Raw genomic sequence first — 25,739 nt, forward strand, 5'->3', positions numbered from 1 at the left:
GCGGCTCCTCCTCGAGGCGAGCGTGGACGAAAGCCGTGCCCCCGCAAGCTCGCCTGGAGCCCTGGAGGAGCGGCGGCCGTCTCGCCGGAGGCTGGCCCGGCGCGTCGTCGGACGGGCTCGGCGCGAGCGAGCGAGCAGCCCGACGCGAGCGCATGCACGGCGGAGCCGGCGCAGCCGATCCTCACCTCGACCGGCTCTCCGTCACCCCGGCGATGCCGCAGACGCACCGGCTCGAGCGCCTGCTCGGCACGCAAGACGCGGCAACCTGGTCCTGCCTCCTGTCGCTCCCGCGGCGTGACAGGCACCTCGGCGCTCGATCCATTCTCGGAAAGAGCTGCGCCCGCGACCTTGCCCGTCTCTATCGCGGACGGCCACGCATCAGGGGAACACGAGCTCGATCGCGGTCGCGCTCGCCCCCTTCGACCGCGGCCCCGAGCCTCCGCCTACCGCACCACCTCGAACATCCCGCCGATGCGGCTGATGAACACCGGCAGCGACCACGCGTTGCCGTCGGCCGCCAGCCCGCGCAGCACAGGACGGTCGTCGCGGGTGCGCGGCTCGACCACGCGGCCGTCGCAGCACAGGTGCAGCACCACGTCGTCCGGGCGCAGCGGCTCGACCGTCCACGCGTCGTCCTTGGACAGCTCCGTGAATTGTTGCAGCAGCCCCGCGCGCGCCGACTCGGGCGTCATGCCGTAGAGCGGCGCCAGCTCGGCGAACTTGATCTGCAGGCGCGACAGCAGCCCCGGGATGTCGCCCTCCTCCAGGTCGGCGTGCAGCGCGTCGAGGAACATCAACAGCTCGGCGCTGGTCGCCGCGTCGAGCGACAGCGTCGCCGCCGTCTGCCACGCCCACGTCGGCCCGGGCGGCAGGCGGAACTCGTAGGCGACCCGCAGCGGCAGCGTCGGCGGCGGGTCGTCGGGCGGCGGCGCGTAGCTGAGGCCGTCGATCGGCTGGTCCTCGCCGGCGGGCACGATCTCGCCGAGCGGGCCGACGCAGCGCTGGACGATCAGCCGGCGCGGCGACAGCGGGTCGACGATCGCGCCCGGCGGGGCGATCGCGTCGATGCGGACCGCGATCTCGTTGTCGCCGCTGACCAGCCACTCGCTGATCGACGGGATCGCGGTGTACGGCGCGTCGACCGGGGTGCGCAGGATCGGCGCGCGGTTGACGAGCACCTCGCAGGCGTAGCCGTGGATCGAGACGTTGAGGTAATCGACGTTGGTGGACACGATCGTCACAGGATGGTGCGGGACCAGATCGGCCGCTTCTCCCACAGCGTGGCCTGCTTCGTCACGCTGAAGAAGAGCTTGCTCTTGGCGGTGAAGGTGCCCTTGCCGGGGGACAGGTCGAAGTTGGCCTTGAGAGCGAACGGGGCCAGCTCCATCACCGCGGCGCCCTCGAAGCCGGCGTTGATCTTGCCGACCACCTCGACCCAGTCGCCGAGCGCCCCGCGGACCCCGATCTCGCCGCCGACCGACGGCGGCACCGAGATCGTCGCCGCCGGGCCGGTGCGGTCGGGGTTGGCCTCGCGCGTGAACGTCAGCTTGAGCTCGCCGGTCACCGCCCCGTACACCTGGGCCTTCGCGCTCAGCAGCTCGAGGCCGAACGCGATCTCGGCCTTGGCCGAGACGATCGTCAGCGCCACCTCGACCTTGTAGTAGCGATAGACCGTGTGATTCTTCGGCCACTCCTTGTAGCCCCACTCGTACTCGAGGCTGCCGGCGCACACCTCGACCTCGACCGAGAAGCTCCAGCCGATCTTCGGCATGCGATTGGCGATCGCCTTGAAGAACTCGATGAGCCCGAGGATCTGCTTGCGCAGGTTCAGCAGGAACTCGATGAACTCCGCGGCCTTGAACGACTGCGTCCAGTCCTTGCCGTTGCGCGTGAAGGTGAAGCTCTTGGCGGTCGCCAGCGTGCGGCTGTCGACCGCGCCGCCGGTCTCGTACTTGTCCGACGCGTAGTCGCGGCCGCGGATGGTGCCGAGCTGCTGGGTCTGGGTGATCGTGTCGTGGCGGTTGCCGGCCGACTCGGTGCGGCGATACAGCTCCGTGTTGCCCGACGTCCGCACGTCCTCCTTGACCGAATGGGACGTGCGCGCCATGCCGCGCGTGTCGCTGCTCGACCGCGTGTCGTACGCGACCTTGCCCTCGTTGCCCCACGAGTGGGCCTTCTCCTTCTTCCTGACCGACGGCAGGCTGAGGCCGATCTTGAAGATGTCGGGCGGATAGACCGCGATCTTGTGCTTCCAGCTGTAGAACGCCTTCGGCTGCGGCGCCGGCCGGGCCCCGCAGGCCGCCATCGTGATCACCCACACCGCCGGCGGCGGGAAGAAGAACTGCCGCAGGCCGGCGAAGAAGCCGAGCCGGCCGAGGTTGTTGAGGCGGTTCCTGAACCAGTTGGGCTCGTAGCCGACCGCGACCTGGTGCACCGGCCCGCGCAGCACCTTGGCCGGGCCGAGGTTGGCCGGCGGCTGGATCGTCAGCGCCGGGTGCCCGGGCGAGTAGCCGGGCCCGCCCGAGGCCTTGACCGTGATCGTGTCGGGATCGATGACCTCGAACCTGTCCGTCACCCGCGGGTTGCGCTTGTTCGGCGAGTGGACCTGGTTGGTCATGATCTTGCCGCGCCCCATGTCGAGCCAGAACGCGACGCTCTTGATCTCCCGCTTGTCGGCCACGCCGCAGTGCTTGCAGCTGAACTCGAGCTTGTCGAAGTCGCACGGCGGGACCTTCCGCTGCTGCAGCTTCTGACAGGTCGCGCACGGCTTGTTGGCCGGCTGACCGGCCTTGCTCCGCAGGGCCGGCGGCGGCGTCTTGCGCGGGGCGGGTCTGGGGGCTGGTCTTTGGGTCATGTCTCTGCCGGGCTTTCGTACAGGCTGGCCAGCAGCTCCATCGGCTCGGGCCACGATTGCAGCTCGTCGAGGTTGTGCAGCACGCCGATCGCGTCGTCGGAGTCGGCGAACCGCTCGTCGAAGTGCGACGCGACCTCGAGGTGGCGCAGCAGCGAGACCTCCTCGAGCAGCCCGAGGTGCATCCCGCGGGTCAGCCGACGCTCGACCCACGCGCCCGCGACGTCTTCGGCCGCCTCGGCCCATCGCTCGGGGTGAGCGTCACGGAGGTGGGCGACCGCCGAGGCGACGAACCGCCGCCACGACAGGTTCGCCAGGGCCTCGATCTGCGGACGACGGATCTTGAGCATGAGCGCAGCGGCCGGGCGGCGGGGCACGACCATAGCGAACGGCTCAGCGTTCGCCTACAGCGTTATGCGAGCATTGGAGCGCGATACCGCGACGCGCAACCTACGCCCGCGGGCGTCGCTCCGCGCCCTGCCCGAACTGCGCCCGACCTCGCGCCGACGATCCGTCGCGCAGCAGCCTCGTCGCGCTCCGGCGCGCCGCGGTCGAACGACTGTCCGCGGCCTCGCGCGCCGGCGAGCCGTCGGCGGCGCGCGTGCTACGATCGCGCCGTCATGCGCAGGAAGATCCTCCTCGCTGCGTCCCTCGCGTGCCTGCCCGCAGCCGGCTGCGACTCGCAGGCGTGCACCCTGATCGGCTGCGGCAGCTCGTTCCAGATCGCTCTGCAGCGCGACGCCTGGACGGCGGGCAAGTACGAGGTCACCGTGGTCGCCGACGGCGAGACGATCGAGTGCAGCGCGACCCTGCCGCTGCAGTGCGACGCGCCGCCCGCCTGCCCCGAGGCGTCGCAGCTGCTCCTGGGCCTCGACGGCTGCGCCCTCGACCCGGCGCAGCACAAGCTCGGCAGCCTCGAGTTCCAGCAGGGCCGCGCCCCCAAGTCCGTCTCGGTGCAGGTCCGCCAGGACGGCGCCCTGCTCGGCGAGGGCGAGTACTCGCCGGTCTACAGCGAGTCGCAGCCCAACGGCCCCGACTGCGAGCCGACCTGCGTCGGCGCCGAAGCGGTGGCGCTCGCGCTGAAGTAGATGCCCCGACAGCCATGTCCATCAGGACATGACCCTCTGAACATTCCCGCTACGACATGTCCATGGGGACATATCACTGGCGCGTGCGACGGACCAGCATCTCGCCCCTGGACAGGCCGACGAGGTCGGGGCGCCGGTCGCCGTCGATGTCGGGGAACTCGACCGCCTCGAGCGCGACCTCGGCGACCTGGACCCGCACTGGGCCGTCGTCGCCGCGCAGCCACACGAACGACGCGTCCTCTTCGACGACCGCGAGGTCGTAGCGGCCGTCGCCGTCGGCGTCGGCCGCGGCGAGCAGCCGGGCCCCCTCGTCGCCCACGAGCGGCACGCGCCGGTCGACCTCGCCGGCCTCGTGGCGGTAGATCGTCGCCCCCTCCTGGCTCACCAGGTCGACGCGGCCGTCGCCGTCGACCGGGCCGAACAGCGCCACCTCGCCCGGCACGTCCGCGACGGCCCACCCGCGCGCCCCGTCGCCGCGCACCAGCGCGCCTGACCCTTCGAGCAGGTCGATCACCGCGTCGAGATCGCCGTCGCCGTCGACGTCGCCGAGCTGCAGCGTCTGGCCGCCCTCCGCCAGGCCGGCCGCCTGCTGCCACGGCTCGAAGCGCAGCGGCTCGGCGGTGCCGTGGGCGATCATCAGAGCCGTGCTGTCCCCGGCCACGAGCGCGAGGATGTCGGGCCACCCGTCGTCGTCGACGTCCGCGATCGCCAGGCGGAGGATCGGCCCGCCCGTCAGGTCCGTGAGCGGGATGAACGGCTCGTCCCGCTCCGGGCGCAGGCGATAGCAGTGGATCCAGTTGATGAGGTCGGCCGCGATCACCTCCTCCCAGCCGTCGCCGTCGAGGTCGCCGAACGCCAGGCCGCGGCTCTGGGGCCCGGCGGTCACGCCGTCGGCTCGCATCAACGGCTCGGTCTCGCTGCCCCACATCCACGTGACGCCGCCGGCGAAGCTCATGGTCCCGACGTCGTCCAGCCCGTCGTGGTCGAGGTCGACGATGACGAGCTGGTGGGCCGAGCTGGGGAAGTAGATCGGCCAGGGCGACTCGCCCGGCCGCACCACCTCGCGCAGTACATGCACCGCGACCCCCCCGCGGGCCAGCTCGACCACGTCGAATTGTCCGTCGAGGCGCGGCGCGAACGCCAGCTCGTCGGCGTACGGGAAGTCGTACTCGAGCCACTCCTCGTCGAAGCTGCCGTCGCCGCGGCCGTGGCGGTAGCGGAAGCTGTCGAGGGCCAGCCCCACCCAGTCGAGCGCCCCGTCGCCGTCGACGTCGCGCAGGTGCGTCGGCGGCCCCACGCTCTCGGCGACGATCACCGGCGCCCCGTCGGCCAGCCCGTCGATGCGCAGCGCCCCTCCGCCGAGCGAACCCACCAGCTCCGCCTCGCCGTCACCGTCGAGATCGCCGGCCACGAGGCGCTTGCCGAACCCCGGCTGCGGCATCACCCCGGCCAGCGCGCCGACGTCGTGCTCGACCCCCGGGCTGAAGTCGGCGCCGTCGGGCGTCATGCGCGTCAGCACCGTGAGCTCGCCGCGCCGGCCGAGGATCACCGGCTCGTCGACCCCATCGGCGTCGAAGTCGACCGCCGCCAGCGCGTCGACGTACAGCTCGTCGGCGAGGCGCGTGACCGCGGCCGTGCCATCGGCCGCGAACCGCACCAGCGCCGCGCCGGCGATCGCCGCCTCGGCGCTCCGCGTCGACGGCAGCGCCACGATCGCCGCCGGCTGCCCAGGACCTGTCCGAAGGGACAGAAGCGTCAGCGCCGGCACGCCGACGTCGACGCTCGGGCCGATCACGTCCTCCCCGTCGTCCCCGGAGATCAGCGCCCGCACGCGCTCGCCCTCGTTGACGACGATGTCGGCGCGCCCGTCCCCGCTGACGTCGACGAGGAGCATCGAGGTCACGGGCCCGTCGAGCACGAGGGACCGCGAGAACACGAACCCGCGGTCGGCGCGGCCGTGGAACAGGTGGATCGAGTCGACGACGGCGACCGCGAAGTCGAGCAGGGGATCGTCGTCGAGGTCGCCGGCCGCCACCGCGCTCCCGCGGGCCGACAGATCCGCCTCGGTGCGCCAGACCTCGAGCGGCGTCGCGCTCGCGGCCCAGCCCAGCCGCTTCAACGCCGACAGCGCGGCCACCATCACCTGGCCGTCCGCGTCGGCGCCGATCCACCTCGGGGTGAGGCCGACGGAGTGCTTGACGTGCCCGATCCAGGACGCCCCCTTGCCGAACCATGTGGCGAGCACCGACCCGAACGGCACCACCACCCCCGCCAGCCCGCTGCCCGCCACCGGCCCCGCCGCCAGCCCGGTCTCGGCCGCGTCCTCCGGCAGGACGAACGGCAGCGCGATCGGGCTCGAGAACCGGCCGGCGCCGTCGTTGCGGTGGATCAACACCCCCGTGCCGGCGCTGCGGGCGAGCGCGTCGAGGTCGCCGTCGCCGTCGTGATCGGCCAGCTCGAGCCAGCGGGCGCTCGCGCTCGAGGGGCTCGCCGACGCCGCCTGCAGCGTCCCGTCGCCCGCTCCGCGCAGCACCTGCAGCGCGGGCGTCTCGCGGTCGAGGGCGACCACGTCGGCTCGTCCGTCGCCGTCGACGTCGCCGACCGCGAGCTCGACCGGCTCGCGGCCCGCGAGGTAGCGGCGGAGCGCGCCGGAGCGCGGATCGACGACCACGACCTGCCGCGACCCCGGCAGCGACGCGACCAGCTCCGGCGCGCCGTCGCCGGCGAGGTCCACGGTGCGCAGCGCCGCCGGATCGTCGGGCAGCGCGAGGACTCGCCGGCGCTCGAGCCGACCCTCGCCGTCGAGCCCGAACAGCTGGAGCTGCGACGGCTCGGCCAGCGACACCGCGACCTCGCCCGGGAGCGCCTCGAGGCCGGTGGCGGTCGCGTCGAAGTGCACCATCGATTGCCAGCTGGAGTGCGTGCCGGCCTCGCGCGCGAGCACCAGCTTGGACCCGAAGTCCGTCACCACCACCGCCTCGTCGAGGCCGTCGCCGTCGAGGTCGAGGAACACCGCGTCGGCGATCGCAGTGATCATCGCCCGCGCGCTCGGCTCGGCCGCGCACAGCGGCGCCAGCGAACCGCACGGGCCGTCGTCCCCGCAGCCGAGAACCGGCCCCGCGAGCGCCCCCACGGCCACGAGGACGGCGATGCGCGAGAACGAGCGCGACCGATGCGTCATGCAGCCCGCAGAGAGTGAACGGCCGGGCGACCGCGTGCAAGCTTCTCGCGTCCCCGCGACGTCGTCGACCGCTCACCGATCTCCGCGCGATCGACACACCCCGAGCGTGCCCTCGACGCGAGGCGCGCTCGACAGCGTGGAGCCTCCCATCCACCATGCCTTTGATACATGTCCAAAAGGACATTTTTTGGAGTTCGCCGCGCCGCGCGCCGCAAGCCGGCGAGTGACGGCGATCGCCGCGTCCCTCGCTGCCCTGCCGCGCCGCCGGCGAGCCCGTATCTTCGAGCGTACGTGCTGTCGCTCGATCCATTCGGCCCCGACGACCTCGGCGAGGCGCGCGAGCGGGCGCTGCTGGCCGCGCACGGCGGGGTCGGCGTGCTCGCGCCGTACGGCCCCGTCCGCGCCGCTCTCCGGCCGCTGGCGCTCGTCCACGGCATCCACGGCCACCCCGGCGAGCTGCGGGCGCTGGCGGAGCACGCGCTGAAGGCCGGCGGCGCCCAGCCCTACCTGTTCGCCTACGACGACCTCGGGCGCTACCTCGATCGCAGCGGCGACGACCTCGCGCGGGCGCTCGCGCAGCTCGCCTGTCACACGCCGCGGCCTGCGGTCGTGATCGTCGCGCACTCGATGGGCGGCATCGTCGCCCGCTGCGCCCTCAACTCGCTGGTCGACCCGCGATGGTTCCCGCTGTTCTCCCACCGCAGGCTGCGCCGCGGCAGGGTCCGCGTACGCGGCAGCGCCGAGGCCGTGCGCGCCGGCGTGCGCCTGGAGACCGCCTGCGCCGCCGACTTCGCGTCCGTCGACCTCGTCGCAGTCGACACCCCGTGGTCGGGCTTTTTCGCCCCGCGCCTCGATCTGCGCAACCTCTGGCGGCGCGAGCGGACCTGGGTCGACATGGTCTCGAACAGCACGGTGCTGACGCGCCTGCACGACGTCGCCTTGCCGACCCACTTCCGCGTCCATCACCTCGAGGCCGACCAGGCCGCCGCCGGTCTCGCGGCCGACAAGATCTGCAGCCTCGGCGACCTCGACGACGCCGACCTCCTCTGCTTCCAGCGCGCCATCCTCGGCGATCGCCGCGCCCTCGGCAGAGACCCGCTGCGACGCAACCTGTTCGCCGCCCTCGCGGCCGAGCGCAGCTTCCCGACCCTCGCGGCCGACCTGCGCGCCAGCGGCGTCCGCGACGCGTCGGCCTTCCGCGCCGAGCTGCGGCGCGCCGTCCCCCGCCTGGCCGGCAGCCACACCTCCGTGCTCACCAATTCCGCCCTGTTCGCCCTGCTCGACGAGCTCCTCGTCCGCGGCGCCACCGAAGTGCGCCGCCAGGCCTGACGCGGACACGAGAAGAGGACGCGGCCTCAGCTCGGGTGAACGCCCTCGTCGCTCGGCCCTTCGCAGACCCACACACGGAGGGCTGCGGCATGTCCCCCGGGGCATCTCATCCATCACCCACCGCCGCGCTGCGTTCGTCCTCCGCAGCCCACGCGAGACGCGACCGCGCGTCACATGTCCCCCGGGACATCTCATCCATCGACCCCCGCCGCGCCGCGTTCTTCCCCCGCAGCCCACGCGAGACGCGACCGCGCATCACATGTCCCCCGGGACATCTCATCCGCCGCCACCGCCGCCCCGCGTTCTTCCTCCGCGGCCCACGCGAGACGCGACCGCGCGTCACATGTCCCCCGGGACATCTCATCCATCGCCACCGCCGCGCCCCTCGGCGAGCTCCGCGAGGACGACGCGCGCGCCGGCGCCCGAGGAATTGACCGAGCTCTTACATTCGCCGCCGGCGCGCGCACCTACGCTGCTTGCATGCATCGCTTGACGCTCGTCCTCCTCGCGCTCGCCGCCTGCCAGCCCGCGCCCTGCCCCCGCGAGACTCCGACCGTGATCACCTGGTCGCCCGGCGTACAGACCGCCACGCCGGTGCCCGGCCGCACCATCACCGTCTCGGGCGCCGCGGAGATCCTCACCGCGCCCGACACCTTCGAGCTGACGATCGGCTTCGACGTCCTGGCGCCCGACCTCCAGCGGGCGCGCGACGACAGCCGCCAGCGCGCCGCGGCCCTGCTCGACGTGGTCGCCCGCCACTCGATCGCCGACAGCGACGTCCAGACCCAGGAGCTGTCGCTGCAGCCGCGCTACGACAACTACGAGCACCGCAAGATCGTCGGCTACGAGGCCACGCGCGGCCTGGTCGTCACGCTGCACGACCTCGGCGCCGTCGAACCTGTCCTTTACGACATGCTGGCGGCCGGCGCCAACCGGGTCGACCGGGTCCAGTTCCACAGCAGCGCCGCCCGCGAAAAGCGGGCCGAGGCGCGCGTGCTCGCGGTCCAGGCCGCGCGCGCCAAGGCGGAGGCGATGGCCGCCGCCCTCGGCCAGACTCTGGGCGAGGCGCTGCGCGTCGAGGAGGTGACCGTCGACGCCTGGCGCCCCCCGACGCTCGGCAACATCGCGCTGATGAACGACACCGCCCCGCAGATCAGCGACACGGTCGCTACCGGGCGGATCCGCGTCCAGGCCAACGTCTCCGTCACCTTCGCCCTGGCGCACCAGTGATCGCTCCTCGACGACTTCGCGCGGACCCACGTCACCGCGGATCCGCGTCCCGGCGAACACCGTGGCGCACCAGTGACTTTTCCAGATTGAAATCGCCGCCCGCATCTCCGGTGCCGTCCATGCAGCGCCGGTCACCCTTCCGACGCGAGCAGAGCGGACGGCCGACCCGGATCTCACGGGGACGCTATCGCCTTGCGCCTCGCTCGTCGCACGCGGCCGCACGATTCGTGCGGCCGAGGAGGCCCGCAGCGCGCGCCTGGAGCCGCCGCCTCGAAGTGACATCGCCCCACGACCGCGCTACCTTCGATGTCATGCGTCGCCTCGCGCTCGCCACGCTCGCCGCCCTCGCCGCCTGCAACGACGGCCCGGAGCAGCAGTCGGGCTTCGGCTCGAGCATCACGACTGCCCCGCCCGCGACGACCTCGAGCGGCCCCGACACGTCGACCACGACGTCGAGCTCGACCGGCGCGGCCGAGGACTCGGCGGCGGCGAGCACCGCGAACAGCTCGACCAGCTCTGCCGGCGGCATCCCCGACGGCGGCGCCCCGCCGGACGGCGGCGACAAGCCGCCGCAGGGCTGCGGGGGCAAGGTCGATCTCCTGTTCACGATCAGCTCGCAATCGACGATGAAGCTGGCGCAGGGCTGGCTCAAGTCCAGCTTTCCGGGCTTCATCGACACGCTCGAGAGCGAGTTCGGTGACTTCGACTACCACATCCTGTCCGCCAACACGTCCCCGCTGTGGGGCCATCCCGTCCTCTGCGCCGGCTGCAAGGACATCTGCCCCGAGGTGCCCGAGTACCCGTGCGGAGTCACCCCCGAGCCCTGCGACACCATCGCGGGCGCAGGCGTCACGTATCCGATCGGCGAGGACGCGAGCAACAAGCGCTGCGACCTCGCCAGCGGCCTCCGCTACATCACCCCCGGCCAGCCCGACCTCGAGGAGGCATTCTCCTGCATCGCGTCGGTCGGGACCAGCGGCGCCCCCCTGGTCGCCGAGATGACGATGGCGGCCCTCGCCGACGAGATCAACGCTCCGGGCGGGTGCAACGAGGGCTTTCTCCGCGACGACGCGCTCCTCGTGGTCGTCGCCATCCAGGACACGTGGGACGAGGACAGTGTAGGCACTGCCCAGGACTGGGCGAACGCGCTGGTCGAGGCCAAGGGCGGAGATCCGGACGCCGTGGTGCTCCTCGTCATCGCCAGCGACACCGACGACCCGGACGGCTTGTGCGGCTACTCGGGCGTCCCGCCCGGTTATCACAAGCTCCGCACCTGGACCGAGCTGGTTCCCCACTCGGTGTTCGGCTCGATCTGCAACGAGCAAGGTTACGCCGCCTACTTCGCGGAAGCGGCGACGAAGATCAAGGCGCAGTGCGACGTGTTCGTCCCGCAGTGAGCGTCTACGGGTACAGGCGCAGCGCGTAGGCTCGCGGCTGCAGCTCGGCGAACTCGCTGCCGACCACCGACACGTGGCCCCACGGACCGATCGCCAGGTCCGCCGCGTCGTCGGGCCCCTTGCCCGGCCCGCTGCGGACGACGTCCCAGGCGTGCACGCCGAGCGGGCCGGGGATGGCGAAGATCCAGGCGTCCTGATCGGTGACCAACCCCTTGCGAGATCCCGCGAGCACGATCTTGCCCTCGCGATCCTCACCGACCGCGTAGGCGATCGCATCGCTCCCCGGCGTCGGCTCGAACCGCACGGCGCCAGCCTCACCGGTGGCCGAGAACCAGCGCGTCAATACCTGGCGGATCGTGAGCACGTCCCGCCCCCAGCCGGTGACGACGAAGCCGCCGTCGCGCAACGGCGCCACGGCCATCGCGCCGTCTTCCTCGAGCAGCTCGCCAGCGGACGTCCACTCGTCGAGCAACTCCCCGTCGAGTCCGTAGCGCAGCACGACCGCGCGCCGGATCTTCTGGTTGAGCTCGTCGTAGATCTGGCGCTCGCCCACGACGACGAGTTCATCCTCGACGACGGCCACCCCGCGCCCGAGCTCGTCGAGCCCGTTCTTCGGGTCGTCTTGTAAGGACGCGGCGAAGGTCGCCTGTTCGAATAGTTTGCCGTCGGCCGCCGAGACCCACCAGACCTTGAGGTCATGCGTACCCGGGGCCACCTCGCTCGCTCCGACCACGACCACGCGGTCGCCTGCGAAGGCGATCCCGAACGCCTTCGTCTTGGGGTCGCCCGTGGCCGTCCACACCAGCGGCAACGGCTCGCCCGGCCGCACCTTGGACACCGCCCACGTCGATCCGGCGCGCGTCGACGCCACGTACACGGCCCCGTCTTCGCTTGCAGCGATGGCCGGCCCGATGCCTGCGCCCGCGAGCGACACCTTGCCGAGCGAGATGGGTCCCGCCTCGACCGAGCTCGTCGCGCTGTCGAGCTTCACCACGACCGCGACGAGGCCCTCCTCCTCCGTCTCGAGGAAGCCGGACGCCGCGATCGAGTAGTCGTCGAGCAGCGCCACCCCGGTGAAGCCGCTGAGCGGCCCGTCGTGCACGTAGGGCGGCCAGACGTCGGTCCCACCGGGCGCGACGTCGACGAGCAGGTCCTCCTCGTCCTCGGCGCTCACGTTGTCGGCGGTGTGGCCGACGGCGCGGATCGTGTGGAGGCCGTCGCCTGGCGCGTCGTCGGACGTCACCTCGAGCACGGCGACGGGCTCTTTCGGCGCCGCCCCGAGCACGAGCGGCGCGTCGCCGTCGAAGATGTCGATCGCCGTCACCGGCCGCGACGTCCACACGCCGATCTGCACCTCCCCGACCTCGTGCACCGACGACGGAGTCAAGAACACCTCGACCTCGAGCGGCTCGGCCTCGCCGCCTTCGTCGCCCGCTGCGCTCGCGCTGTCCCCCTCGCTCCCGCTGCCCGGCGCTGCGCCGCTCGTCATGCTCGAGCCAGCCGTGCTCGCCGGGGCCGTCATGGACGTCGCATCCGTCGTCGCGCCGCTCGTGACGGCGCCCGACGAACTCGAGAGCGACGGTAGATCCTTGCCCGCCTGTGCGACCGCGTCCCAATCCACAGTGCAGCCGACGAGGACGGAGAAGCTGGCGACCAATTTTACAAAGCGCTGCATCACGAACCGATTGTATCATACGATGCGCGGCCTCGAGCCACCGGTGATTGGCCCGACGTAAGCCCCGGACGGCCTCTGTCGGCGAGAAGCAACGAAATAATGCCGCTCTCGACACCCCGCGAGTGTCCGAAGCAAGCGCCGATGACTGCGTGCGCCTGACGAATCGGACGCCCGCTCCCGCCCTCGACAGGCGCAACATTACCGCGGCTTTATCCCACGACGCGCGGTTCCGAGCCACAGGTGATTGGCCCGACGCAACGACGTAAGCCCCCCGGACAGCCCTCCGTCGGCAAGCAACAACGAAATAATGCCGCTCTCGACACCCGACGTGTGTCAGGAGCAAGAGACCAATGAGGGCGTGCGACCGACGATCGGACCGCCGCTCTCGCTCCCCGCCGACCCATCCTCCCGCGATCTCTCGCCAACGGCCTGCCGCGCACCCACGCCGCATCGTCGTGGTGACGTCCGAAACCGGCGACCTGCCCGCGATCCTTCGCCAGCGGCCCCGCGACCCGCTCACACCGCGGAGTTGCGGCGACGTCCGAAAACGGCGAGACGTGCGGCCGCCGGCGCGCTACACCGACCGCGTGGAGCTCGACCCCGACGCCTGCTACGACGCCCTGTGCGCCCGCGACCGCCGCTTCGACGGCGTCTTCTTCGTCGGCGTCACCACCACCGGCATCTACTGCCGCCCGATCTGCCCGGCGCGGACGCCAGGGCGCGGGCGCTGCGAGTTCTTCCGCCGGCCTGCCGAGGCCGAGCGAGCCGGCTTTCGCGCCTGTTTTCGCTGTCGGCCGGAGCTCGCGCCGGGGCGGGCCGCGGTCGACTCCGTCTCGCGGCTCGCCGCCGCCGCGCTCGCGCGCATCGACGCCGGCGAGCTCAACGACGGCTCCGTCGACGCCCTCGCCGGGCGGCTCGGCGTCAGCGCCCGCCACTTGCGGCGCGCCCTCGAGGCCGAGCTCGGCGCCACCCCCGTCGAGCTGGCGCAGACGCGGCGGCTCGCGCTGGCCAAGCAGCTGCTGCAGGACACCTCCCTGCCGCCGGCCGAGGTCGCGTTCGCGGCCGGGTTCGCCAGCGTGCGCCGCTTCAACGCCCTCGTGCAGGAGCGCTTCGGTCGGCCGCCCTCGGCCCTGCGCCGCGAGGCCGGCGAGGTCGCCGGCGCCGACGCCATCGACCTGCGCCTCGACTATCGCCCGCCGCTCGACTGGCCCGCGTTGCTCGGCTTCTTGCGCGGGCGCGAGGTCGCCGGCGTCGAGCGCGTCGACGACGACGGCGGCTACACCCGCGCAGTCGCGCTCGGCGACCGCCTCGGCTGGCTGCGCGTCGAGCCCGACCGCGTGCGCCCGGCCCTGCGCGTGCGCGTCTCGCTGTCGCTCGCGCCGCACCTGATGCCGATCGTCGCCCGCCTGCGCGGTCTGTTCGACCTCGACGCCCACCCCGACGCGATCGCCGCCCACCTCCGCCGTGAACCTGTCCTTCGAGACAGCATCGCCGCCCGCCCCGGCCTGCGCGTCCCGGGCGCGTTCGACGGCTTCGAGCTGGCCGCGCGGGCCGTCCTCGGCCAGCAGGTCTCGGTCCGCGCCGCCACCACCCTGTGCGCTCGCCTGGTCGCGCGCTTCGGCCGACCTGTCCCGAAGTTACTCCCGGGCCTGACCGCGGTGTTCCCCGCGCCCGCAGTCCTCGCCGGCGCCGCGATCGCCGACGTGCGCGCGATCGGCCTGCCCGAGCAGCGCGCCCGCACCCTCGTCGCCCTCGCCGGCGCCGTCGCCGAGGGCCGCCTCGACCTGTCCCTCGGGGCAGATCCGGAGCAGGCCGTCGCCGCGCTCTGCGCCCTGCCGGGCATCGGCCCGTGGACCGCGCAATACGTGGCAATGAGGGCGCTCCGCTGGCCCGACGCCTTCCCCGGCGGCGACCTCGTGGTCCGCCGCGCCCTCGACGTCACCACCACCCGCGCCGCCGAGGCCCGCACCGCGGCCTGGCGACCCTGGCGCGCCTACGGCGTGCTGCACCTGTGGAGCTCCGCGTCCTCCGGAGGATGAACCATGTCCCACCTCGTCCAGCGAACCCTGCCCTCTCCGCTCGGCCCCCTGCGCCTCGTCGCCGACGACCTCGCCCTCGTCGGCATCTACTTCCCCGAGCATCGCCCCGCCCCCGCGCACGCCGGCGACGCCGTCGCGCACCACCCCGTGCTCGACCTCGCCGCGCGCGAGCTCGACGAGTACTTCGCCGGTCGCCGCCGCCGCTTCAGCGTCCCGCTCGACCCGCGCGGCACCGCCTTCCAGCAGGCCGTCTGGCGCGCCCTCGCGGCCATCGACTTCGGCGTGCGGCGCAGCTACGCCGACCTGGCGCGGCAGATCGGTCACCCCTCGGCCGTGCGCGCGGTCGGGGCCGCCAACGGCCGCAACCCGCTGTCGATCGTCCTGCCGTGCCACCGCGTCGTCGCCTCCGACGGCGCGCTGACCGGCTACGCCGGCGGCCTCGCCGCGAAGCAATGGTTACTCGCCCACGAGGCCGCCCTCGTGTGACCTCGACGCACCCCCGGTGTCGCTCGACCTCGTCGCCTTCGTCCTCGCAGCGAAACAATCATCGCTCGCCCAAGAGGCTCCCCTCGCCCGCGCCTTACCGGCGTACCTCGCCGTCCCCGCCGCGTCGCCTTATTCCTCGCAGCGAAACAATCATCGCTCGCCCAAGAGGCCCCCCTCGCCCGCGCCTTGCCGGCGTCCCTCGGCGTCCCCGCCGCGTCGCCTTCGTCCTCGCAGCGAAACAATCATCGCTCGCCCAAGAGGCTCCCCTCGCCCGCGCCTTACCGGCGTACCTCGGTGTCCCCGCCGCGTCGCCTTCGTCCTCGCAGCGAAACAATCATCGCCCGCCGGCCGCGCGACGTCTGCCGGCAAGCGCGTCGTCCTCGCGTCCGCGAACGAGCCGACGCACTCGTCCCGACCCCTGCCCGACGAAACCGCGTCAACCTCCGCGCCGACTCACTCGCGACCTCCGTACAACGATCGAATCGACCTCCGCGATCGTCCGCACGACTCGCGCTTACGTCCGTCAGACGGGCGAGCTTCGGGCGTAAGGTGGCGCCATGCCCAAGCTGAGCTACTTCGACATCCCCGGCAGCCGCGGCGAGGAGTGCCGCCTCGCCCTGCACCTCGCCGGCGTCGCCTTCGAGGACGACCGGATCAAGGACTGGCCCCCGCGCAAGGAGCAGACCCCCTACGGTTCGGTCCCGACCTTCGAGGTCGAGGGCCGCGGGGTCCTCGCCCAGACCAACGCGATCCTCGTCTACATCGGCCGCGAGCACGGCCTGCACCCGCGCGACAATTGGCTCGCAGCGCGCCACGAGGAGCTCATGCTCGCGGTCGAGGACCTGCGCGCCGCGGTCGGGCCCGTGCTCCGCATCCAGGACCCCGAGGAGCGCGTCAAGGCCCGCGAGGAGCTGGCCTCCGGCTTCCTCAAGCGCTGGGGTCGCGCGGTCGAGCGCCGCCTGAACGACCTCGGCGCCGGCCCCTTCGTCTCCGGCGACGCGATCCAGGTCGCCGACCTCAAGCTCTACATGGTCGTCCGCTGGCTGTCCTCGGGCACCGTCGACCACGTGCCGCGCGACGTCTTCGCCGAGTTCCCGCGCCTCACCGCGCTCGAGCGGGCAGTCGCGCAGCACCCGAAGATCCTCGCCTGGTACGCCCGCTGAAGCCCGCTCACCCGCCCGTCGCGGCCGCACCGCTCGCGCCGCGGGCCACCATCGCGCCCGCGAGCAAGATCAGCGCGACCGCGACGTCGAGCGCGACGTCGACGAGCACCCGCGCATCGACGACGGCCTGCCCCCACAGCGCCGACGACCAGGCCGCCGTCGCCACGAAGCAGCGCCGCGCCAGCGCCAGCACCGCCAGCCCGGCCGTCCCCGCCAGCCCGGGCCGGCCGGCGATCAGGCACACGCCGCCGAGCGCCCCGACGATCGCCGCCGCGAGGTCGAACCTCACCGCCCGCGCCGCCAGCTCGCCGGCCGCGGGCGCGAGCTTTTCGAAGGGGATCGTCGATCGCACCGCCGCCGACCCGAGCGCCGCGCCGCTGATCACCAGGACCAGCGCCGCCGCCACGCGCACGCGCCGGGACACGCGCGTCCAGCGATATGCCGCCGCCGCCGCGAGCAGGCCGAGGACGACGCCGAGCCCCGGACCCGTCGCATGCGTCACGCGCCGAGCGTGCCCGCGAACCAGCTCGCGCACGACCTACCCGTGCAGCGATCGCTGGCGGCCCCTGCACCGACCCCGTTCCTCGGGCCCTCGCTCAGGTCGTCCCGCTCATCGGCCCCGACTCTTTCAAAGCTGTCTCTCGGGACATCTCACGCTTCCGGCCGTACCCCCGCGAATCATGCGTCCTCGCTCGCCCTGGATCTCCGCGGGCAGTTGCGATATGCCGCGATTCACATGACCCTCCGTCGCGACTACGGCGCCTCTCGCTTCAACGCCCCCGGCGAGTTTACGGCCATCGGCTTCTCGTCCGACTCGCGCAGCCTGCACGCCCTCGTCCTCGGCCAAAATGCCTCGCGCTGGCTGACCTTCGCCGTCGACACCGGCGCGGTCACTGCCCGGCGCGAGCTCGACGACGAGTGGCGCAGCCTCGGCGTCCTGCCCGACGGCGGCCTCGTCGTCGACAAGTGGGGCGCGGTGCGTCGCCTCTCCGCCGACGGCGAGGCCGTGTGGACCGTGAGCGACACGGAGCGCCTGCGGCTCGGCGCGGTCAGCCCTTGCGGCGCGTGGCTCGTCACCTTCGAAGATGCGCAGGCCGAGCTGCGAGACGTCCGCAGCGGCGCGGTCGTCCGCCGCCTGCCCGCAGAGGACGGCGACCTCTACGCCTTCGCCTTCAGCCGCGACGGCCGCACCCTCGCCACCGGCTCGGCCAAGGGCATCGTGCGCCTCCACGACGTCCGCAGCGGCGACGAGCTCGGCAAGCGCAAGAGCACCAAGGTCCTCGCGCTCGCCTTCTCCCCCACCGCCGGGCACCTGCTCGTCGGTCACGGCAACGGCAAGGTCGAGCTGTGGCAGCTGCCGGACCTCAAGCCGGTGCGCGGAATCGGCGGCCGGCACGAGTTCCCGCCGCCGGGCGGCGACGCGGGCTGTCGCTGGGTCGCAGTCTCGCCCGACGGCGCGCGCGGCTTCTCTCTCGGCAACGAGCGCGCGCTGCGGGCGTGGAGCCTCGCCGGCGGCGGTCCGCAGTTCGCCCTCGACGTCCCGCAGCGCCACGCCCAGGGCGCGGTCACGGCCCTGTCGCCCGACGGTCGCTGGCTCGCCACCGGCTCGACCACCGGCGCCCTCAGCGTGTGGTCGGCCGACGCCGGCGCGCCGCTGGTCGAGGACGCCGCGCCCGCCCCGATCGCGGGCCTCGCCCTCACGCCTCGGGTGGTCGCGGCCGCATCGAGCCGCACCTGCGTCGCCTGGGACCGCGCCACCGGCCGCGCCACCGCGATCGCTACCGCCTCCTCGCCCACCGACCTCCGGGGCCTGTCCTCGGGCCGGCTCGTGCGGCTCGACTATCAGTCGATCTTCGTCGGCGACGCCCTCGAATCCACCGACTCCGAGGCCTTCGAGCTGTCCGAATACGCCTCGGGCTCCCTCGCCCTCTCGCGCGACGAGAAGCTGCTCGCGGTCCCGACCCAGTACCACGTCGAGCTGTGGGATCTGGCCCGGAGCGTCCGGATCGCCGCCCTCCCCCACGCCAACCGGACCCGCGCCGCCGCCTTCGGCCCGCGCGACGCCTGGCTCGTCACCGCCGACGAATCGCTGCACCTGTGGCGCCTCGGCGGCGCGCCGACGCCGATCCGCGACATCCCGATCGACAACGGCCGCGCGAACAAGTACGTGCACGGCCTCGCGGTGTCCGGCCGCGGCCTCGTCGCCGTCAGCGTCGGCGTCGACGAAAATCACTACTACCCCGAGTGCTCGCTGCTGATCGTCGATCCGCGCGGCGGCGAGACCCTCGCCCGCCTGCCGCGCCCGGGCGTGCGCCTGGGCCAGGTCGCGTTCGTCGGCGGCGCTCGCCTGGTGGTCACCGACTCCGCGGGGCGATTGTTGCGAGTCGATCTCACCGACCCCGCGCGCGCGCGCTGGCTCGATTCCGACGACGACGACGCCTGGACCCCGCACTGTCACGAGGCGCTGCCGCTGGCGATCCTCGGCGACGACGTGGCCCACGTCGGCCCGGGCGGCAACATCATCGTCCGGACCCTCGGACCCGCCGAGCCGGAGGTCGGCGAGCCGATCCTGCTCGAGCCCGATCCCGCCGAGGCCAGCCGCCGAGCCGAGCCGACCCCCACGTTCGAGCAGCGCCTCGCCGGCGCCCGCTTCCTGTTCGCCGGCCGCTTCAAGACCACCGGCGCCGACTTCCGCGAATCGACGGTGAAGGAGCTCGGCGGCGAGGTCGCGAGCAAGCCCGACGCCCGCGTCACCCACCTCGCAATCGGCGAAAAACCCTCCGCCACGGTCACCGCGACCCTCGCGGCCAAGGGCGCCAAGTTCGAGACGCTCAGCGAGACCGCGCTCGCCGCGTTGTTGCTGCCGACCCCGGACGAAGCCCGGGCCCTCCTGCGCGGCGAGGTGCAGGACGCCGCCGCCCGCTGGAACGCCTGGCGAAAGCGCTACGTCGAGGTCCGCGGCGAAGACTTCCCGACCGCCCTGCAGGGCATCGACCTCTCGGGCCTCGACCTGCACGAGTACCAGCTGAAGGTGCTCGACTTCACCGCGGCCAACCTCGCCGGCGCGAAGTTGAAGGGCGTCGACCTGTTCGACACAGTGTTCCGCAACGCCGACCTCACCGGCGCCGACCTCACCGGCTGCAACGGTTTTCGGACGATCTTCTCCGGCGCCAAGTTGAACGGCGCCCGCCTCGGCGGAAGATTCGCGTCCGCCCGCTTCGACGGCGCCGTCCTGGCCGACGCCGACCTCCGCGACGCCGAGCTGCAATACGCCAACTTCAGCGGCGCCGACCTCCGCGGCGCGCTCCTACCAAAGCAGCTGCGCGACGTGAAGCACGACGCCCGCACCCGCTGGCCCGACGGGACCCGGCCATGAACGCCAAAATCTGGACCACCCCCATTCGTGCCACGAATTTCCGCGCCAACGAGCTGAGGTCGATCCGCTACGAGACCGGCAGCGTCTCCGTCCACCTCCTCGAAGAGGACACCGAGAACACCTGGAAGCTGTCCTTCACCCAAATTCAGGCCGTCCGCGTCACGACCTGGGAATCCGCGGGCGCGCTGCTCCAAGCCCTGCCGGTGGCCGGCGGCTTCTTCGAGCTCGAAGACAGCGACCTCTGCCGGGCGCTCGGCGCCGGCGACCGACACTATATGAAAAACTCCCGCCATTTCCTGATCTGCTGCTACGACGAGATCGTCGAGATCGTCGCCCACCAGGTCGACGTATCCCTGCAATTGACAGAGTGAGGTGAACCGTGCTCGAACACGACGCGCTGGTCGAGGCTCTCGAGATCCAGCAACGCAGCCGGCGATTGCTCCGCTGGATCGAGGCGGCCCTCGACCAGCGCCAGCTGAAGTTCGAGGAGATTCATGACGAGATGAGCGAGCAGGACGCCGCCGCCGGCTGGCTGGCGTACAACCATCGCTTCTTGCCCGAGGAGTGCCGCCCGGCGGCCGCCACCGGCCCCGCGCTGCAGCGCTTCGCCAACTTCCTCGCGTCGTACCTCGAGGTCTCCTACGACCTGGTCGAGTCGCCGATGTGGGAAGAGCGCGAACGCGAGGGCTGCGCCTGCCGGTGTTCGGTGTGCTTCTATCTCTGGCAAGCGCCGCACCTGCAACCCAAGCGGTTGAACGCGGTCGACGCGCACCGCGCCGACCTGTTGCTCGCCGACCACGTGGCCGGTCTCGCGGAAGAGCTCGGCCGTCCGCTCGACCGGCCGGCGCTCCTCCAGCTGTTGACGGATCCCGCCCTCGCCGGCGACGCCGCCCTCGTCACCTACGGCGCGGAGCTGCTGCGCCGCTGCGACGGCCTCCCCTCGGGCCCCGAAACCCTGGCGCTGTGGCGACGATTCGCATGGACGCCCGCCGGCGCGCCGCTTCGCGGCTTCGAACTGCGGGCGGAGGCGATCCTCGCCGCCCAGCAGCGCCTGGTCACCGCGCTCGCCGCGAGGCCCTCGCCCGGGTGAGTTGTTCGCGGCCGCTCGCTGTCGCACTGAGCCGCCGACCTCATTCATGCGACCTCCGCCCGCGCGCACGAGCCTCCGCCCGACCGCCTGCATTGAGCCGGCGACCCCATTCATACGACCTTCGCTCGCTCGTCTGCATGAGCCGCGCGCCGCGAGATCATCGCATTGAGCCGCTGCCATCATTCATACGACCCCCTCGCTCACGTGCACGAGCCCTCTCACAGCCGCTCGCTCGCGCCGCCGGCCTCATTCCTACGACCTCCGCGCGCTCGCCTGCACGAGCCCTCGCGCCCTGCCCGCCGGCCCGCTCGACGCGCCTTCTCGTTCACACACCGACCGCAGCCGGCCCCCTCACCCAGCGAAGCGCGCCAGTCGGCCGCGTCATCGCCCGCGAGCCGGTAGCGGCGCACAGTCGCCGCAGGAGGCCATTCCCATGCAGCTGCATCGTCGTTCCTTCCTCGGCCTGCTCGCCGGCGGGGTGGCCGCCGGCGCTGCTGCCACGGACGTCTCGGCCGCCCCCTATCGCCCGCCTCTGCGCAATGGCGCCGGCGTCGTCGACTGGTCGGCGGTGCGCGGCGAGTTCGCGCTCGACCCCGCGTGGATTCACCTCAGCAGCTTCTTCCTCGTCTCGCACCCGCGACCCGTGCGCGAGGCGATCGAGGCCTGGCGGCGGCGCCTCGACGCCGACCCGCTCCTGCTCGAGTCCGCCTTGCTCGACCCCACGGCCGATCATCACCCGATCGAGCGGGTCAAGGCCGCCCTCGCCGGCTACCTCGGCGGGCGCGCCGAGGACCTCGCCCTCGTGCCGAATACCACCACCGGCCTCGCCCTCGTCTACAACGGCCTGTCCCTGCGCCCGGGCCAGGAGGTGCTGACCACCGAGCACGACCATTATTCGCACCACGAATCGATCCGCCGGGCCGTCGACAAGACCGGCGCCGGCCTGCGATTCATCGCCCTGCACGACATGCCGCGCGGCTCCTCGCACACCTCGGCCGCCGAGCTCGTCGATCGGCTCGAGCGGCAGATCCGGCCCGAGACGCGCGCCGTCGGCCTCACGTGGGTCCACTCCTCCACCGGCCTCAAGCTGCCGATCGCCGACATGGCCCAGGTCGTCGAGCGCGCCAACGCCGGCCGCGCCGCCGCCGATCGCTGCCTGCTCGTCGTCGACGGCGTGCACGGAGTCGGCGCTCAGGACGTCGACGCCGCCGCTCTCGGCGCCGACTTCCTCGTCGCCGGCGCCCACAAGTGGCTGCTCGCCCCGCGGGGCACCGGCTTCATCGCCGGCCGCGCCGAATCGTGGCCCGAGCTGCGCCCCACGGTCCCCAGCTTCGACTTCTCCGATCGATCGATCTGGGACGCGTGGATCCGCCGCACCGGCACCCCGCCGACCCGCGCCTCGCACGTCTCGCCCGGCGGCTTCATCGCCTTCGAGCACCTGTTCTCCGTGCCCGACGCGATCACCTTTCATCACCAGCTCGGCCGCGAGAACATCGCCGCGCGGATCGCCGAGCTCAACCAGATCTTCCGCACCGAGCTGGCCAGGGTGCCCGGCGTCGTCGTCCACACCCCGCAGGACCCCTCGCTCGCCGCCGGCATCGTCGCCTTCGAGGTCGCCGGCCTCGAGCCCGACGAAGTCGTCGCCCGCCTGCACGAGCGCAAGATCCTCGCCACCAGCAGCCCCTACGCAGTCCCTTTCGTGCGCGTCGCCGCCGGCGTCATGACCTCTCACGAAGACGTCGACGCCGCCCTCGCGGCGATCCACGCCATCGCCACCGCGGCGTGACCGCGACCGCACCATCACGCCCGCGGAGGCGGAGGATTCGTCGCACTCCGGCGCCGCCCGAGCGAGACTGTCACGATCGCGCGAGCCCGCGAACGAAGCCGCGCATGCGCACCGACCGCGAACCGCATGCGCCGCGAATTGGCCCCGCACGGGCCGCGGGCCCCGGATATCATCGCCGCCACGGAGGCGGTGATGCGACGAAGCGTGGGGATGATCGGCACCAGCGTGATCCTGGCCTGTAGTGCACCCGAGGGGCGCGAAGTCTCGGCGACCGCGCCCACCACCGGGGACCCGCCGACCGGCACCTCCACCACCGAAGCAGTCACGCCGACCACCACCGAGCCCACGGGGAGCTCGACCCATGCCACCACCGACGACTCCGGCACCTCGTCGAGCACCTCCACGACCACCACCGGCAGCGGCCCGATCTTCGACCTCGGCGGCTTGCCCGACATGCCGCCCCCGCCGCCGCTCCCGCTGCCGCAGCTGTGGTACTCCGTCGAAGATCTGCTGGTCTACATCGAGCTGAACCCGGCCGACGGCACCGTCGCGCAGCTCGTCACCAGCACCCTCCTCGCCGACCCGACCATCGCCGGCGTCGTCAATTCCTGCGCCCTCACCATGCTGGAAGACGGCTCGCTCCTCGGCGGGCGCGGCATCGACGGCCAGACCCGCCTGTTCCACATCCCCAAGCCGCCGACCGACGGCAGCGACGTCGAGGTCGTCATGCTCGGCGACATGCCCGACGGCATCTACGTCGAGGCGCTCCACACCGACTGCGACGGACGGATCTACCTCATGGACACCGGCCTCGACAGCGTCAGCAACACCGGCAATCGCCTGTTGCGATTCACCGGCGATTACCTCGCCGGCGACCTCTCCTACGAGGTGATCACCGACCTCATGGTCGCGGTCGCGGCCGACATCGACGACATGGCCCCGGGCATCGACGCCCAGGGCGCGGTGACCGACAACCCCGGCTTCGGCATCGACTCCGGCGCGATCTACAACCTCGACTACACCACCGGCACCGGCACCATGCTCGGCATGGGCGGCACCTACGGCATCCATTCGCTCGGCGGCCCGCTGTTCGACGACGGCGTCTCGCGCCTCTACGTCCTCAGCGTCGACGCCGAGGTGTTCTCCGCCGACCCGGTGACCCTCGCCCTCTCGCCCGTGCTGGCCACCGGCCCCGGCCTCGCCAGCGGCAACCCGCCCGGCGACACCGGCTTCGCCGGCCCGCTGACCGCCTGCAACACCGGCTTCCCGCAGGGCTGACCCTGTCCTCAGGGACACACGCCGAGGTCGCCGGACACCCTGACATCGCCGGTATGCGCCTGGAGCGAGGCCGCGAGCAGCTGCCTGTCGACGATGTAGATCCGCCCGTCGACGTCGACCTCGCCGCCCAGCGCGCCGGTGATGTCGGTGAGCGAGGGGTTCCGCCCAGGGCGTGAACGACCTCGTCGGCGTCGAACCTCGCGCGCGCGGCGAAAAATCTTTGGCGGCCCCGCAATTGAAGCAGCACCCGCTGCAACTGAATCGTCGAGATGTCGAACACGACCGACATCGCAACCACAGCCGCGCGCGCCTCCGCGCCGAGGCGCGTCCAGCCGCTGCGCGTCGGGATTGGTTTCCAGACCCTGCGTCGGGCCGGTTTTAAAAAAGACTGAAGGAAGCGGCATGCTCTCGTCGTTCAACTTCGATACACCCGACTACAAGGCGGATCCATTCCCGTACTATGCTCGTATGCGGGAAGAGGGGCTGAGCCGGCTCGAGCCGGGCGGCTTCCTCGCGGTGAGCCGTTACGCGGACGTCGTCGCCATTCTCCGCGACCCGGAGGTCTTCAAGGCCTCCGGCCTGCGGAGGTCGCTGGAGCCGGCGTGGCTCGGGCCGCACCCCTGCACGAAGACGATGCATTCGCTCGACCCCCCGGAGCACACCAAGATGCGCGGCCTGGTGAACACCGCGTTCACGCCGTCCGTGCTCGAGCGCACCGCACCCTTCCTGCGGACATTGGTCGACTCCGTGGTGGGCTCCTTCGCCACGCGCGGCGAGGTGGAGTTCGTCGCGGACGTGGCGACGCCCCTCACGGCCGGCGCGATCGGTCACTTTCTCGGGCTCGATCCAGGGCTGCACGCGAAGTGCAAGGAGTGGTCGGACGGCTACCTGAGCATCACGCCGTCGCCCCGGAGCCCGGAGCACGAGGCCACCGTCCGCAAGGCGCTCGACGAGATGCAGCGCTACTTCACCTCGGTGATCGAAGAGCGCCGGCGTTCGCCGGGCGAAGATCTGGTAAGCGGGCTCGCGCGGGCCGAGATCGACGGCGAGCGCCTGACGGAGCGGGAGCTCATCGGATTCCTGGCGATGCTCCTGGTCGGTGGCATGGAGACCACCGCGAACCTGCTGTCGAGGTCGATGCTCATGCTGGCCCAGCGCCCCGACCTGCTGGACCGGCTGCGCGCAGATCCGGCGCTCGTGCCCGCCTTCATCAACGAGCTGCTGCGCTACGATCCCTCGTCGCACGGGATGCCGCGCTACGTGGCGCGAGACACGGAGATCGCCGGGCACGCGGTGTCCGCCGGGACCAGCGTGGTGCTGATGCTGGCGTCCGCCAATCGCGACCCGCTGCAGTTCCCCGAGCCCGACGTGTTCGACCTGGCTCGAGACACGCGCGGGATGGTGTCGTTCGGGCAAGGCATCCACTTCTGCCTCGGGATGGCGCTCACCAAGCTGCAAGCACGGCTCGCCCTCGGCGAGCTCTGCGCCCGCTTCCGGCGCTTCGAGCTGGTGGAGCCGACCCTCGAATGGACACACACCGTCATCGTGCGCGGCCCGACGAGGCTGCGGCTCCGCGGCCTGCTCGCCTAGCAAAGAGTCCGCAACTTGGACTCGACGGCGGCGGGCGGCCCGCTGGAACGGCCTCGCGCCGGGTTCGACACTTCACTGATTGAATGCATATGCTCGATCAACAGCGATTTCCCGGCGCCCCGAGTACGGGGAGAGACTACGTGCAAACGGCTCCGCCGCCGCTCGAGACCTCGGAGAGGC

20 protein-coding genes are annotated in these 25,739 nt (G+C 72.2%); 13 read left to right on the forward strand and 7 right to left on the reverse strand.

The window, feature by feature from the left end:
• Positions 1-443 precede the first annotated feature (443 nt).
• The 3 genes from O0S08_RS36540 to O0S08_RS36550 are packed head-to-tail and all read right to left on the reverse strand — an operon-like array spanning position 444 to position 3,228.
• On the reverse strand, positions 444-1,232 hold the full coding sequence (locus O0S08_RS36540; RefSeq protein ID WP_269034085.1) for a hypothetical protein: 789 nt from the start codon (positions 1,230-1,232) through the stop codon (positions 444-446).
• Between the two features lie 5 nt (positions 1,233-1,237).
• Positions 1,238-2,854: a hypothetical protein gene (locus tag O0S08_RS36545; RefSeq protein ID WP_269034086.1), complete on the reverse strand. Its 1,617-nt coding sequence runs from the start codon at positions 2,852-2,854 to the stop codon at positions 1,238-1,240.
• Entirely contained in the window at positions 2,851-3,228 is a 378-nt protein-coding gene (locus O0S08_RS36550; RefSeq protein WP_269034087.1) for a hypothetical protein, read from the reverse strand. The genes O0S08_RS36545 and O0S08_RS36550 overlap by 4 nt, the downstream gene beginning before the upstream one ends.
• Positions 3,229-3,471: 243 nt before the next feature.
• Between O0S08_RS36550 and O0S08_RS36555 the strand changes: the two genes are divergently transcribed.
• On the forward strand, positions 3,472-3,939 hold the full coding sequence (locus O0S08_RS36555; RefSeq protein WP_269034088.1) for a hypothetical protein: 468 nt from the start codon (positions 3,472-3,474) through the stop codon (positions 3,937-3,939).
• A 73-nt stretch (positions 3,940-4,012) separates the two neighbouring features.
• Here O0S08_RS36555 and O0S08_RS36560 read toward each other — a convergent pair whose 3' ends face one another.
• Positions 4,013-7,120 carry an FG-GAP repeat domain-containing protein gene (locus O0S08_RS36560; protein ID WP_269034089.1) on the reverse strand — a complete coding sequence of 1,036 codons (3,108 nt, stop codon included), beginning with the start codon at positions 7,118-7,120 and terminating at the stop codon, positions 4,013-4,015.
• 168 nt (positions 7,121-7,288) lie between these two features.
• Between O0S08_RS36560 and O0S08_RS36565 the strand changes: the two genes are divergently transcribed.
• The 3 genes from O0S08_RS36565 to O0S08_RS36575 all read left to right on the forward strand — a co-directional run bounded on the left by O0S08_RS36565 (position 7,289) and on the right by O0S08_RS36575 (position 11,076).
• Positions 7,289-8,449 (forward strand): esterase/lipase family protein, encoded by a 1,161-nt coding sequence (locus O0S08_RS36565; protein ID WP_269034090.1) that lies wholly within the window; start codon positions 7,289-7,291, stop codon positions 8,447-8,449.
• A 480-nt stretch (positions 8,450-8,929) separates the two neighbouring features.
• Positions 8,930-9,679, forward strand: a complete 750-nt coding sequence (locus O0S08_RS36570; protein ID WP_269034091.1) for an SIMPL domain-containing protein — start codon at positions 8,930-8,932, stop codon at positions 9,677-9,679.
• A 311-nt stretch (positions 9,680-9,990) separates the two neighbouring features.
• Positions 9,991-11,076 carry a hypothetical protein gene (locus tag O0S08_RS36575; protein WP_269034092.1) on the forward strand — a complete coding sequence of 362 codons (1,086 nt, stop codon included), beginning with the start codon at positions 9,991-9,993 and terminating at the stop codon, positions 11,074-11,076.
• A gap of 4 nt (positions 11,077-11,080) precedes the next feature.
• Here O0S08_RS36575 and O0S08_RS36580 read toward each other — a convergent pair whose 3' ends face one another.
• On the reverse strand, positions 11,081-12,751 hold the full coding sequence (locus O0S08_RS36580) for a hypothetical protein (protein ID WP_269034093.1): 1,671 nt from the start codon (positions 12,749-12,751) through the stop codon (positions 11,081-11,083).
• Positions 12,752-13,338: 587 nt separating this feature from the next.
• On the opposite strand from O0S08_RS36580, the gene O0S08_RS36585 reads away from it, so the two are divergent.
• The 3 genes from O0S08_RS36585 to O0S08_RS36595 all read left to right on the forward strand — a co-directional run bounded on the left by O0S08_RS36585 (position 13,339) and on the right by O0S08_RS36595 (position 16,439).
• On the forward strand, positions 13,339-14,790 hold the full coding sequence (locus O0S08_RS36585) for an AlkA N-terminal domain-containing protein (RefSeq protein WP_269034094.1): 1,452 nt from the start codon (positions 13,339-13,341) through the stop codon (positions 14,788-14,790).
• Between the two features lie 3 nt (positions 14,791-14,793).
• Positions 14,794-15,276 (forward strand): methylated-DNA--[protein]-cysteine S-methyltransferase, encoded by a 483-nt coding sequence (locus O0S08_RS36590; protein ID WP_269034095.1) that lies wholly within the window; start codon positions 14,794-14,796, stop codon positions 15,274-15,276.
• Between the two features lie 557 nt (positions 15,277-15,833).
• On the forward strand, positions 15,834-16,439 hold the full coding sequence (locus O0S08_RS36595; RefSeq protein WP_269034096.1) for a glutathione S-transferase family protein: 606 nt from the start codon (positions 15,834-15,836) through the stop codon (positions 16,437-16,439).
• Positions 16,440-16,446: 7 nt separating this feature from the next.
• Here the strand turns inward: O0S08_RS36595 and O0S08_RS36600 are convergent, their stop codons facing one another.
• The gene (locus O0S08_RS36600; protein WP_269034097.1) at positions 16,447-16,941 is read right to left on the reverse strand and encodes a hypothetical protein; all 495 of its coding nucleotides are present in this window, start codon (positions 16,939-16,941) and stop codon (positions 16,447-16,449) included.
• Between the two features lie 234 nt (positions 16,942-17,175).
• On the opposite strand from O0S08_RS36600, the gene O0S08_RS36605 reads away from it, so the two are divergent.
• The 5 genes from O0S08_RS36605 (at position 17,176) to O0S08_RS36625 (ending at position 23,969) form a co-directional block, all read left to right on the forward strand.
• The gene (locus O0S08_RS36605; protein ID WP_269034098.1) at positions 17,176-19,815 is read left to right on the forward strand and encodes a pentapeptide repeat-containing protein; all 2,640 of its coding nucleotides are present in this window, start codon (positions 17,176-17,178) and stop codon (positions 19,813-19,815) included.
• Positions 19,812-20,186 carry a hypothetical protein gene (locus O0S08_RS36610; RefSeq protein WP_269034099.1) on the forward strand — a complete coding sequence of 125 codons (375 nt, stop codon included), beginning with the start codon at positions 19,812-19,814 and terminating at the stop codon, positions 20,184-20,186. Before O0S08_RS36605 ends, O0S08_RS36610 begins: the two co-directional genes overlap by 4 nt.
• Positions 20,187-20,194: 8 nt before the next feature.
• Positions 20,195-20,905, forward strand: a complete 711-nt coding sequence (locus O0S08_RS36615; RefSeq protein WP_269034100.1) for a hypothetical protein — start codon at positions 20,195-20,197, stop codon at positions 20,903-20,905.
• 433 nt (positions 20,906-21,338) lie between these two features.
• On the forward strand, positions 21,339-22,691 hold the full coding sequence (locus O0S08_RS36620; protein ID WP_269034101.1) for an aminotransferase class V-fold PLP-dependent enzyme: 1,353 nt from the start codon (positions 21,339-21,341) through the stop codon (positions 22,689-22,691).
• A 192-nt stretch (positions 22,692-22,883) separates the two neighbouring features.
• Positions 22,884-23,969, forward strand: coding sequence for a hypothetical protein (locus O0S08_RS36625; RefSeq protein ID WP_269034102.1), 1,086 nt, complete (start codon positions 22,884-22,886; stop codon positions 23,967-23,969).
• An 8-nt stretch (positions 23,970-23,977) separates the two neighbouring features.
• Here the strand turns inward: O0S08_RS36625 and O0S08_RS36630 are convergent, their stop codons facing one another.
• On the reverse strand, positions 23,978-24,388 hold the full coding sequence (locus O0S08_RS36630; protein WP_269034103.1) for a hypothetical protein: 411 nt from the start codon (positions 24,386-24,388) through the stop codon (positions 23,978-23,980).
• Here O0S08_RS36630 and O0S08_RS36635 point away from each other — a divergent pair.
• Positions 24,372-25,559 (forward strand): cytochrome P450, encoded by a 1,188-nt coding sequence (locus tag O0S08_RS36635; protein ID WP_269034104.1) that lies wholly within the window; start codon positions 24,372-24,374, stop codon positions 25,557-25,559. The two genes, O0S08_RS36630 and O0S08_RS36635, sit on opposite strands and share 17 nt — an antisense overlap.
• Positions 25,560-25,739: the final 180 nt, after the last annotated feature.

The organism is Nannocystis punicea (genome assembly GCF_026965555.1).
Lineage (GTDB): Bacteria > Myxococcota_A > Polyangia > Nannocystales > Nannocystaceae > Nannocystis > Nannocystis punicea.

Coding starts and splice junctions, on each gene's coding strand:
- O0S08_RS36545 (WP_269034086.1), bottom strand. CDS start 2,854: ATGACCCAAAGACCAGCCCCCAGACCCGCCCCGCGCAAGACGCCGCCG.
- O0S08_RS36555 (WP_269034088.1), top strand. CDS start 3,472: ATGCGCAGGAAGATCCTCCTCGCTGCGTCCCTCGCGTGCCTGCCCGCA.
- O0S08_RS36560 (WP_269034089.1), bottom strand. CDS start 7,120: ATGACGCATCGGTCGCGCTCGTTCTCGCGCATCGCCGTCCTCGTGGCC.
- O0S08_RS36565 (WP_269034090.1), top strand. CDS start 7,289: ATGTCCAAAAGGACATTTTTTGGAGTTCGCCGCGCCGCGCGCCGCAAG.
- O0S08_RS36570 (WP_269034091.1), top strand. CDS start 8,930: ATGCATCGCTTGACGCTCGTCCTCCTCGCGCTCGCCGCCTGCCAGCCC.
- O0S08_RS36575 (WP_269034092.1), top strand. CDS start 9,991: ATGCGTCGCCTCGCGCTCGCCACGCTCGCCGCCCTCGCCGCCTGCAAC.
- O0S08_RS36580 (WP_269034093.1), bottom strand. CDS start 12,751: ATGCAGCGCTTTGTAAAATTGGTCGCCAGCTTCTCCGTCCTCGTCGGC.
- O0S08_RS36590 (WP_269034095.1), top strand. CDS start 14,794: ATGTCCCACCTCGTCCAGCGAACCCTGCCCTCTCCGCTCGGCCCCCTG.
- O0S08_RS36595 (WP_269034096.1), top strand. CDS start 15,834: ATGCCCAAGCTGAGCTACTTCGACATCCCCGGCAGCCGCGGCGAGGAG.
- O0S08_RS36605 (WP_269034098.1), top strand. CDS start 17,176: ATGACCCTCCGTCGCGACTACGGCGCCTCTCGCTTCAACGCCCCCGGC.
- O0S08_RS36610 (WP_269034099.1), top strand. CDS start 19,812: ATGAACGCCAAAATCTGGACCACCCCCATTCGTGCCACGAATTTCCGC.
- O0S08_RS36620 (WP_269034101.1), top strand. CDS start 21,339: ATGCAGCTGCATCGTCGTTCCTTCCTCGGCCTGCTCGCCGGCGGGGTG.
- O0S08_RS36625 (WP_269034102.1), top strand. CDS start 22,884: ATGCGACGAAGCGTGGGGATGATCGGCACCAGCGTGATCCTGGCCTGT.
- O0S08_RS36635 (WP_269034104.1), top strand. CDS start 24,372: ATGCTCTCGTCGTTCAACTTCGATACACCCGACTACAAGGCGGATCCA.